8 protein-coding genes are annotated in these 9,945 nt (G+C 33.7%); 7 read left to right on the top strand and 1 reads right to left on the bottom strand.

Going from position 1 to position 9,945, the window contains the following annotated elements; all coding sequences use genetic code 11:
- The 6 genes from AOG55_RS00850 to AOG55_RS00825 all read left to right on the top strand — a co-directional run.
- Positions 1-843, top strand: an 843-nt coding sequence (locus AOG55_RS00850; protein WP_156318712.1) for a RimK family alpha-L-glutamate ligase, incomplete at its 5' end; no start/stop codon positions are given.
- 69 nt (positions 844-912) lie between these two features.
- Positions 913-1,863 carry a pyridoxal phosphate-dependent aminotransferase gene (locus AOG55_RS00845; RefSeq protein ID WP_055040765.1) on the top strand — a complete coding sequence of 317 codons (951 nt, stop codon included), beginning with the start codon at positions 913-915 and terminating at the stop codon, positions 1,861-1,863.
- Positions 1,864-1,891: 28 nt separating this feature from the next.
- Entirely contained in the window at positions 1,892-2,506 is a 615-nt protein-coding gene (locus AOG55_RS00840; RefSeq protein WP_162216741.1) for an SDR family NAD(P)-dependent oxidoreductase, read from the top strand.
- A gap of 258 nt (positions 2,507-2,764) precedes the next feature.
- The gene (locus tag AOG55_RS00835; RefSeq protein WP_052656743.1) at positions 2,765-3,658 is read left to right on the top strand and encodes a (Fe-S)-binding protein; all 894 of its coding nucleotides are present in this window, start codon (positions 2,765-2,767) and stop codon (positions 3,656-3,658) included.
- Positions 3,659-3,668: 10 nt separating this feature from the next.
- Positions 3,669-4,802, top strand: a complete 1,134-nt coding sequence (locus tag AOG55_RS00830) for an LUD domain-containing protein (RefSeq protein ID WP_048101818.1) — start codon at positions 3,669-3,671, stop codon at positions 4,800-4,802.
- Between the two features lie 276 nt (positions 4,803-5,078).
- The gene (locus AOG55_RS00825; protein ID WP_055040764.1) at positions 5,079-7,442 is read left to right on the top strand and encodes a M1 family metallopeptidase; all 2,364 of its coding nucleotides are present in this window, start codon (positions 5,079-5,081) and stop codon (positions 7,440-7,442) included.
- Here the strand turns inward: AOG55_RS00825 and AOG55_RS00820 are convergent.
- Positions 7,439-8,683 (bottom strand): alkaline phosphatase family protein, encoded by a 1,245-nt coding sequence (locus tag AOG55_RS00820; RefSeq protein ID WP_054963936.1) that lies wholly within the window; start codon positions 8,681-8,683, stop codon positions 7,439-7,441. The genes AOG55_RS00825 and AOG55_RS00820 overlap by 4 nt on opposite strands.
- A 124-nt stretch (positions 8,684-8,807) precedes the next feature.
- On the opposite strand from AOG55_RS00820, the gene AOG55_RS00815 reads away from it, so the two are divergent.
- On the top strand, positions 8,808-9,944 hold the full coding sequence (locus tag AOG55_RS00815) for a cytochrome P450 (protein WP_048101493.1): 1,137 nt from the start codon (positions 8,808-8,810) through the stop codon (positions 9,942-9,944).
- Position 9,945 lies beyond the last annotated feature (1 nt).

The raw sequence follows: 9,945 nt of genomic DNA, 5'->3' as shown, positions 1-9,945 counted from the left end.
TTATATTTTCCTATGATTTCAATCATTTACGATTACATTAACTGGGAGGAAAAACAGATTATTAAAAAGCTGCAGGAGGAAAATATAGAATACAATATTATAAATGCAAAGGATGAGCCCTTAAATATTACTGGCAAAAATAGCAAAATAGGTGATGTTGCATTTATAAGATGTGTGAGCCATAGAAGGTCCTTATATTACTCTGCAATACTGGAAAATCAGGGTATCAGAACAATAAATTCCTTTAATATTTTTAATATCACAGGGAATAAGATAATTACATCCGCGTATCTTTATAAAAATAATATACCAACTCCTGAATCCACTGTTAGCTTTTCAAAGGATGCTGCCATTGGGGTTTGCAATTCCTATGGCTATCCAGTTGTGTTTAAGCCAGCATCAGGAAGCTGGGGCAGGATGGTATCATTAATAAAAAATGATAATATGGCAGAAACAATTTTTTCAATGAATGATATGGTTAATGAATCAGGTGTTTATTACATCCAGAGGTATGTGGAAAGACCACCAAGGGATATAAGGGCGATTCTAATAAATCATGATATTTCAGCAGCAGTGTACAGGTATTCCAACGATGGCTGGAAAACTAATCTTTACCGTGGTGGCAAGGTGGAAAAGGCGGCCCTGAGCGATTATGATAGGGAGATTATAATTAAGGCATCTGAAATATTTGATGCGGGTGTGATTGGAATAGATGCAATGGAATCTCCAGATGGCATAAAAATACATGAAATCAATGGCAGGGTGGAGTTTAAAGGTGCCTCAAGGGTTTATGGTGATAAGATAATAAATGATGTTGTTAATTTTCTTAAATCCACTAGTTAGGATAAAAATATTATATTAATAAATTAATGGCATAATATAAATTTAATAATCAAAAAAACATAAAGTGTTATGAAAGAGATATTCCTTGATAAAAATGAGAATGCATTTGATATACCAGAAAACTTAAAGTATGAGTTAATGGAATATATTAAAAAAACACCATTTAACAGGTACCCAGAAAAGGGATTACCCACACTGCTTGAAAAAATAGGCGATTTTCTCGGTTTTAATCAGGAAAATATAATTGCAGGAAATGGCAGCGATGAGCTCCTTAATTTAATAATATCCTCATCAAGAGGAAACGTTCTAATTAACTCACCAACATTTGAAATGTATTCATTTTATGCAAAAAATTATGGGAGGGGAATAACACATATCCCACTGCGTGATGATTTTTCAATAGACGTTGATGCCATTAAAAAGGCAGGGAACACAGGGCTCATAGTTATATGCTCTCCAAATAACCCCACAGGCAATTTAATATCAAAAAATGATATACAGGAGGTGCTTGATCTAAATATACCAACAATACTGGACAATGCATATTTTGAATTCTCGGAGGAGGATTACACACCAATGATAAATGATTATGATAATCTTATAATACTGAGAACATTTTCAAAGGCCTTTAGCATGGCCGGCCTAAGGGTTGGTTACGGAATAGCCAGTGAAAAAACAGCATCTGTACTTAAATCACTTCAGGCACCGTTTTATTTAAACATTTTATCAGCAAAAATGGCTGAGATAATGATTGACAATTACTCATACGTACGCGAAAAGATAAAATATATAATTGATGAACGTGAAAGGGTGTACAGGCATGTAAAGGATATTGCATATGAAAGCAGGGCAAATTTCCTTTATTTAAGGCATGATTTGTATGACTTTATGGAAAAAAAGGGGATACACATAAGAAAGCTGCCACTTGTTAAGGATAGATCAAGGATTACCATAGGCACAAAGGAGGAAAATGATATTGCAATAAATGCCATGGATGAATTCATGGAAAATAAATTATAAATCTATAATATTACTGGTGAGTGATTATATGAATCCGGTGGATAAGGTATTATTAATAGTTGACGGTGAGAGCGGGGCAGGACAGGATATTTCAGAAACATTTTCAAAGAACGGTGCAAGGATTGTCCTTATATATACAGATAAGGAAAAGGCGGTGAAATTAAAGGAAAAAATAGAAAAAATGGAGGGCATAATAAATATATTTTCAAGAGATGAAAAAAACCTTTATGATAAGGTTAAGCAAATTGCAGGCAGGGTAGACATAATTATTAATAATATATATTTTGAAAATATTAATAAGGGAAATGAAGATTTCATGAATGTTCTTCAATCTTTGGATTACTACATAAACTTTATAAAAAATGCAAGAAATTTCGGTGCAACATTAATTATAAATGCTGTATATAATAAAGACGACTCCTTTGAATATTCAATGGTTAAGAGTGTTTTTGATACATTTACATTAAAATATAAAACAGATGCCAGAATTTTTACAGTTTCATCCAGTAATATAGACCCGGAGTATATAGAAAAACTTCCTGATAAAATTTCAGAAAAAAAATTGCAGAGTTCAGATATAACCAATGCAATAATATTTAGCACCATAGTGGACGGAATTAACAGAAAGATTTTAGATCTGTAACATTGTTTTATGTTATAATATAAAAATTTTATAAAATTTAATTGCCGTAAATTATAAAGTCTTACATCTGATTATCAGGGTGTTTAACTTAATTCATATTAATTAAGCCTTAAGAATTACAGGTATTTTTCTGGGCATAAATATATTAAATTAAACCAGATTTTATAATTTAATCTGTAATTATTCTTCATTATTCATGCTTCCGTGAACAGATATTAGCATAGAAAATATATTATATTATTTCCTGTTTTATTATACATGGATGCAAATGTTAGGGAAAGGATTATAAAAATGAAAAGTATGGTTTTTGAAAACCTAATGGAGTCTTATATCCCCTTTCCAATGGATAAAAAACTTTATTCCTCATGGACTGAATCCCTGGAAAGAAATAAAAAAACAGTGCTTTATACATCTTACATGTACCAGATATCCGGAATACTAAAGAGATACGAGAAACTCTTTCCAAAGATATACAGGGTTAACATGCCGAAAAAATTAATCAGTTTATCAAAGTTTATCATCAGGCCATCTGATTCTGAACTGCAGAGGTCGTTCAGCATTTTAAATAATATATCGTCTATGCTGAAAAAAAACGGAATTGATTTCGGGTATTTATATGAGGATGAACCATATTCCGGTGCTATTTTACTTGAGTCTGGATTCCTTTATGAATTCCAGAAATACGGAGAAAAATTAAGGGATTTTTTTCATGATCGGGGCATAGAAAAACTTATAACCGTTGACCCGCATACAACAAATGCATTAAACAGGCTAAAGGAAATAATAAACTTTGATATAGATGTTGTAAATTATTTAGAAATTATAAATTTCAAGGGTTCCGGTGATTATGTAATACATGATTCCTGCCTTTATTCAAGGGCGTTAAACATGTATGACCCTATTAGGGCAAAGATAAAAAATGCTGGTATAAATATTCATGAGGATTACCTCGTAACAAGCAGGGAAATGGGATTCTGCTGTGGTGGCCCGCTATCCCTTATTTCAGAATCAGACAGTGAGGAAATTTCAAAGATGAGGTCTGAAAGTTTGCTTAAGGTTAATAATAATGTTATGGTGATGTGCCCCCTGTGCTTTGAAAACCTTTCACCATATATTGATAATATAAAGGACCTGGCAGAGGTAGTTTCATAGGGTGTTGAAAATGGATTATGAATGGAATGTGGCAATTAACAAGGCAATAGTTAATAATGCTCCAAAGGTTGAAAAAATATTAAGGGAGAACCCATATATTAATGATCTGGCTGCGGATTTAAGAGAGAAAAAGCTTGATGTCCTAAACAATATTGATAGATATATAAAGCAGACAGAAGAAAGTGTTTTACGCTCCGGCGGAGGTTTTCATCTTGCAAGGGATTCAAATGATGCAATTGATATTGTAAGAAAAATAATAGGTGATAAGAAAAATATAGTGTTATCAAAATCAAACGTTCTTTACGAAATAAAATTAAGGGAAACTCTGGCATCCGAGGGCAGGGACATATGGGAAACAGATCTTGGTGAGTACCTTGTTCAGATAAATAATGACATGCCATCTCATCTTATTGCCCCGGCAATACACCTAACGAAGGAGAAGGTTGGTAAAATTTTAAATGAAAATCTGGATAAATCAATAGATGAGAATTCAAAAACAGAGGATATGGTACATAGTGTAAGGGAATTTTTAATGAAAAAATATCTTGCAGCCGATGTTGGCATAACAGGCGCAAATGCGGTATCAGCAGATTCTGGTTCTGTTATTCTTGTTGAAAACGAGGGCAATATAAGAATGGACACTGTTCTGCCTGGAATACATATTGCAATAACAGGCATTGATAAAATAGTTCCAACGCTCAAGGATGCATTTAATGAGGCTATAGTTCAGGCCGCAAATGCCGGGTTTTATCCACCAACATACATAAATGTATCATCAGGCCCAAGCTCCACAGGTGATATAGAACTCAAGAAAGTGACGCCGGCCACAGGCCCCAGGGAATTCCATTTAATACTGGTCGATAATGGAAGAAGTGATGCTATAAAATCTGAGTTAATGGAATCACTGCTTTGCATAAGATGTGGCAGATGCTATTTTTCATGCCCTGCCTACAGGCTTTATGGAAAAGATTTTGGTACAAGCCCTTATACCGGCCCAACGGGCATAATGTGGTCTGCCATAATATTTAAGGAATACGACAAATCTGAAATGTGCATGCATTCCGGCGGCTGTGGTGAGGTATGCCCAATGAAAATACCAATACCAAAAATTATAGAAAAAATTAAATTTAGATATACAGGATAAAAAATTAACCTTGTCCTGATTATAAGTATTTTAATAAATAGCCAATATTTTAACAACTAGGATTTTCTTTATTTTCCCGTGCTTATTTCCTTCCTTTATATTAGATTGTATGCACAATTGTTTTCAGTCCATTAATTGCATCATATGGCATATTTATTACATACCAAATGTCACCTGCATTAACCATACCTTCAGGTATAAAAAAATGTTGTATAAAATATTAAATTTATGATAAAAACATGAACAAATTTATAAAACAATATTTTATATGGATTTATGAAAATTTTAAATTATGACATACATCTGGATATAGATTTTGCAGGCAAAAAATATTCAGGAACCGAGAATATAAAAATAGAAAAACCGGATAAAAAACTTGAGCTTGACATTAATGAAATAGATATAAAAGGTGTTAAAATTAATGGAATGGATGCCGTATTTTCAGTTTCAAACACACAGCTGGTTGTGGATAATGATTCCAGTGATGTTATTGATCTTTCCATAGAATTTTACACATATAATGATCCAGGTTTAAAGGGATTTTATGTAGCAGGTGATGCCAATAAATATATATTATCAACGCAGTTTGAAGAATCAGATGCCAGGAGGGCATTTCCATGCTTTGACAATCCGTTGTACAAGGCAACCTTTGACCTTGAGGTGAAAATAGATAAGGATTTGCAGGCCATATCAAACATGCCCATAAAGCATGAAAAAATAGAGGCAAACAAGAAAATAGTAACGTTTGAGAGAACCCCGGTTATGTCAACATATCTTCTTTACATAGGTATTGGGCATTTTGATGAGATGTCCACGATGTACCGCAACAAGAGGTTTTATTATGCCGCCATGGATGGCAGGCTTTCAAAATCATCATATCCTCTGGATATTGCAAAAAAATCTGTTGAATACCTTGAAAATTATACCAATATAGAATACATGCTGCCAAAACTGCATTTAATTGCTGTTCCAGAATTTGCAGCAGGTGCCATGGAAAACTGGGGTGCAATAACATTCAGGGAAATACTGTTAAACATGGATGCCTCATCATCCTCTAAAAGTTACAGAAGGAGTGCAGAGGTAATAACACATGAACTTGTGCACCAGTGGTTTGGTGATCTGGTAACAATGAAATGGTGGAATGATCTGTGGCTAAATGAAAGCTTTGGCACATTCTTCGCATTTAAAACAGTTGATGCTGTTGAGCCCTCATGGAATTTCTTTGGTGATTTTCTTCTGGATCAGACAGATGGCGCATACACAATGGACTCAATAATTAACTCACATCCAATAAACGCTGAGGTAAGCGATCCCATGGGCGTGTCAAAATTATCATATGAAATAAGATACGGAAAGGGATCAAATGTGCTCAGAATGATAGAGGCATACACCGGAAATGATGTGTTCATGACCGGGTTAAGAAATTATCTAAAAAAATTCTCATATTCAAATGCAGAGGGTTCAGATCTTTGGAATTCAATAGAGGAGGTTTCAAAAAAGGGAATATCGGAAATAATGAATGAATGGATTTCCAAGAAGGGTTACCCGCTTTTAATGGCCAAAAAAACAGATAATGGCCTTTTGCTAACACAGGAAAAATTCAATTTGCACGGCAATGAACATGAAGAATGGAAGATACCTTTATTTATAAACAGATTTAGCGGCGAGCAGAAGATTTTAATGGAGGGGAAAGACCTTAAACTTGATGGCGATATTATTTCCTTAAATAAAATGCACTTTGGATTCTACCGCGTATATTATGATAATGAACTTTTTAATAACATAATAAAAAACCTTGACAAGATAAGCGTATTCGAGAAGTGGGGAATTATAAATGACATGTATGCCTTATTCCTTGCAGGAAGGATGGAATTAACAGAATTTATGCGCAGGATGGAAACTTTTTACAAGATTAATGAGCCCGTTATTATTGAGGAAATATCAAAGGAACTTTATAATTTATTTATAATATCGCAGAATATATACTTTAAGGATATAGTTAATTTCTATATTAAGGATAAAATTGAATATATTGAAAAAAATAAATCGGATGATTTTAATTATAAAACAGTGCTTTCAAACCTGTACTCAAGGCTGGCATACATCAACTCTGATTTTGCCTCAAAGCTTGTAAAGAAATACAGCAGTTTTGAGCTTGTCAATCCTGATGAAAGGCAGGCTTATTTGATATCAAGGGCTGTAACAGGCTCAGATTTCTCATATTTCAGGGACATAATAGAGAATTCAAAAAGTGATGAGGACAAAACCAAGGCAATAATGGCCTGCGGCATATTATCTGAAAATGAGGATCATGACCAGATAATTGATTTCATTAAATCAGGCAGGGTAAAAAAACAGGATGCAGATTCATTCTTTACATCAATGGCAACATATCCGGAGTCGAGGGAATTTATAGTAAATAATTTAGAAACCATTGTAGACCTATTATTTAACATCAGGGTAAGCAACCTTAGAATAAACAGATGTGTTCAGACCATGATATCATATGGTGGGCTTGCAGATCCAGAAAAGATTAAAAAGGATGCAGAAAAAATTAGAAGAGATGAAATAGAGGGTGGAATCAACAAGGGACTTGAATTCCTCGAAATATTTGAAAATGCCATAAAGGCATCAAATTAATAATTTTTAATATCTTTTAAATTTATGGATGCAAGCGGTATTATCATTTCCTCAGGGCTTAGACCACCATGCATACCGTTATCCTTAATAATGTCATTTTCACAGTATTTATACCATACAGTGTTTCCATAATATGGCAAAACTATAAAATCACCAATGCGTGAACAGTATTTTTTTGTGATATCAGCCGGCCCAAGCAGTTGTCTTCTTATAAGATCACCCTTTTTTATTATCATGGCCCTTCCCATGAGCTGTTCGGACAAAACATCCATAATTTTATCATCCTCAGAATAAATGGACATATCCCTGGGGCTCCATGTTTCCGGTATTTTTTTCCCATCCCTTACAGTAATATATTCATCTATGCACCTAACATATATCTTATTCTTCACAGGCATAAATCCATGATCCGATGATATAATTACATTTATTTTTTGGCCGGCAAGTTCATTTAAAAAGTCATTAAAAAGATATGATATATTTTTTATAGAATATAAATGCTCCAAACTGCCAGGCCCGTATCTGTGCTGCATCTTATCAAAATTTTCTATATAAAAGAATACATATGAGGGGCCATGCAGTTTCATAAGCAACTTTTTTAAGATAATAAATCCCTCACATAAAAAATCAAAACGCTTTCTTTCCTTTGAACCTGAATACATTATTCTGCTGTAATCACTCTTCATTAAATTGCTATTTGATATTATGTAGGATTTTATTCCACTTTTTCTGAGGATTTCATAAAACGTTTCACCGTTAAAGAGTATTTCAGGACTGAAATTTGAATTTTTAAAACGCTCATTATCTTTTTTATAAACAGGAATAAACGGGAGGCTTTTTAATACCATTGAAAATTCATCAATGTAAAGCCTCCATTCAAAGAGGCCATGTTCAGATGGATATTTACCTGTATTTATTGTATTGCTTGCAGCGGCCGTTGTGGATGGGAAAACTGCGGTGATTGGAGAGACAAGCCCGGCATCATTAATAATTTTAAATGGCCGGTACTGTGATAGATAATCAATCCAGTGACCGTAACCAAGGCCATCAATATAAATGAATACCGTTGGTACATCATTATCAAGATTAAAATATAAATTTCTGTCAAGGCCCCTTCCATGGCTGATGCCGAATAAATTTAATATTGATGCATTTATATTTGCAAAATTATATCCATTGTAACAAGGATAAACAAAGTTTTCATCTTTTTTATAATTCTCAATAATATTATCAATAATCATGGTTGAATATGTATTAAAACTATAAAAAATAGGTATATTTTGTTAAACCTGGGCTGATATGATTTATCCATGTTATAAATGGAATTTGGATAAAGAGATATACTAAAATTTGAATATGGTTATTATGAATATGCCAACATACAGGGACGAACCATTTAAATGGTATGAGTTTATGAGACAGAATCATCCTGTATTCAGATATGGTAATTCAGTACATGTGTTTAAATATAATGATATATTAAATGTACTGTCAAACCACCGTGTCTTTTCATCACAGTTCAGAGATCTCCTTGATGAAAACCTTTCCGGCATTCTTAATGAAAAAATTGCACCAAGCATACTCATACTTGACCCTCCAAAACATACAGAGTTAAGGAACCTCATTAATTATGCCTTTGTGCCAAAAACAATAGATAATTACGAAAATAGAATAAGACAAATTGCTGATGACCTCATTATTAACATGCTTACGGAAAAAAATGTGGATATAGTTGCAAAACTTTCATACCCACTGCCTGTCATGGTTATTTCAGAGATACTGGGCATACCGGATAATGACATGCCACTGTTTAAGATCTGGTCAGACCGACTTGCATCCTCCCTTGGCCGTGGACCGGACATAAAAACACAGTATGAGATTGCAGATTATTTTTATGGCTTAATAAGGAAGCCTGATAAATTAAAAGGACTTTTAAAGGATCTATGCACGGTTGAGATTGATGGAAGAAAATTAACTGATCAGGAGATAGTTAGCTTTGCAATTTTACTTCTTGTGGCCGGTAATGAAACCACAACAAATCTAATAACAAATACCATATTAACGATTTCTGAGAACAAAAAATATTTTTATGAAATGCAGAATGATGCATCACTTATCCCGGCAGTCATAGAGGAAACGCTAAGATACAGATCACCTGTTCAATCAACAAGGAGGTATGCAAGGGAGGATACAGAGATATCGGGTACTGAGGTGCTTAAAAATGATATTGTATTTTTATATCTTGGATCGGCAAACAGGGACGAGGACATATATAAGGAACCGGATTTGTTTGATCCAAAAAGGAATAATAAAAGGCACATGGCATTCGGACACGGTATACACTTCTGTATAGGTGCCCCACTGGCACGCCTTGAGGCAGTGGTTGTTCTGAAGGAATTTTCCAAATTTATAAAAGATTTTACCGTTGAAAAACCGTCCGGTGATGATAGAATAGACAGCGATATTATGTACGGTTTTAAAAAATTAATAATTAATTTATAAA

This window comes from Acidiplasma cupricumulans (genome assembly GCF_001402935.1).
In the GTDB taxonomy this organism is placed as follows: Archaea; Thermoplasmatota; Thermoplasmata; order Thermoplasmatales; family Thermoplasmataceae; genus Acidiplasma; species Acidiplasma aeolicum.
Note: the sequence above shows the minus strand (reverse complement) of the source record. Positions and strands in the feature narration are given on the sequence as shown.

What these genes read in the sequence shown, in the direction of transcription:
- AOG55_RS00845 (WP_055040765.1), top strand. Translation starts at nt 913, where the DNA reads ATGAAAGAGATATTCCTTGATAAAAATGAGAATGCATTTGATATACCA.
- AOG55_RS00840 (WP_162216741.1), top strand. Translation starts at nt 1,892, where the DNA reads ATGAATCCGGTGGATAAGGTATTATTAATAGTTGACGGTGAGAGCGGG.
- AOG55_RS00835 (WP_052656743.1), top strand. Translation starts at nt 2,765, where the DNA reads ATGGATGCAAATGTTAGGGAAAGGATTATAAAAATGAAAAGTATGGTT.
- AOG55_RS00830 (WP_048101818.1), top strand. Translation starts at nt 3,669, where the DNA reads ATGGATTATGAATGGAATGTGGCAATTAACAAGGCAATAGTTAATAAT.
- AOG55_RS00825 (WP_055040764.1), top strand. Translation starts at nt 5,079, where the DNA reads ATGAAAATTTTAAATTATGACATACATCTGGATATAGATTTTGCAGGC.
- AOG55_RS00820 (WP_054963936.1), bottom strand. Translation starts at nt 8,683, where the DNA reads ATGATTATTGATAATATTATTGAGAATTATAAAAAAGATGAAAACTTT.
- AOG55_RS00815 (WP_048101493.1), top strand. Translation starts at nt 8,808, where the DNA reads ATGAATATGCCAACATACAGGGACGAACCATTTAAATGGTATGAGTTT.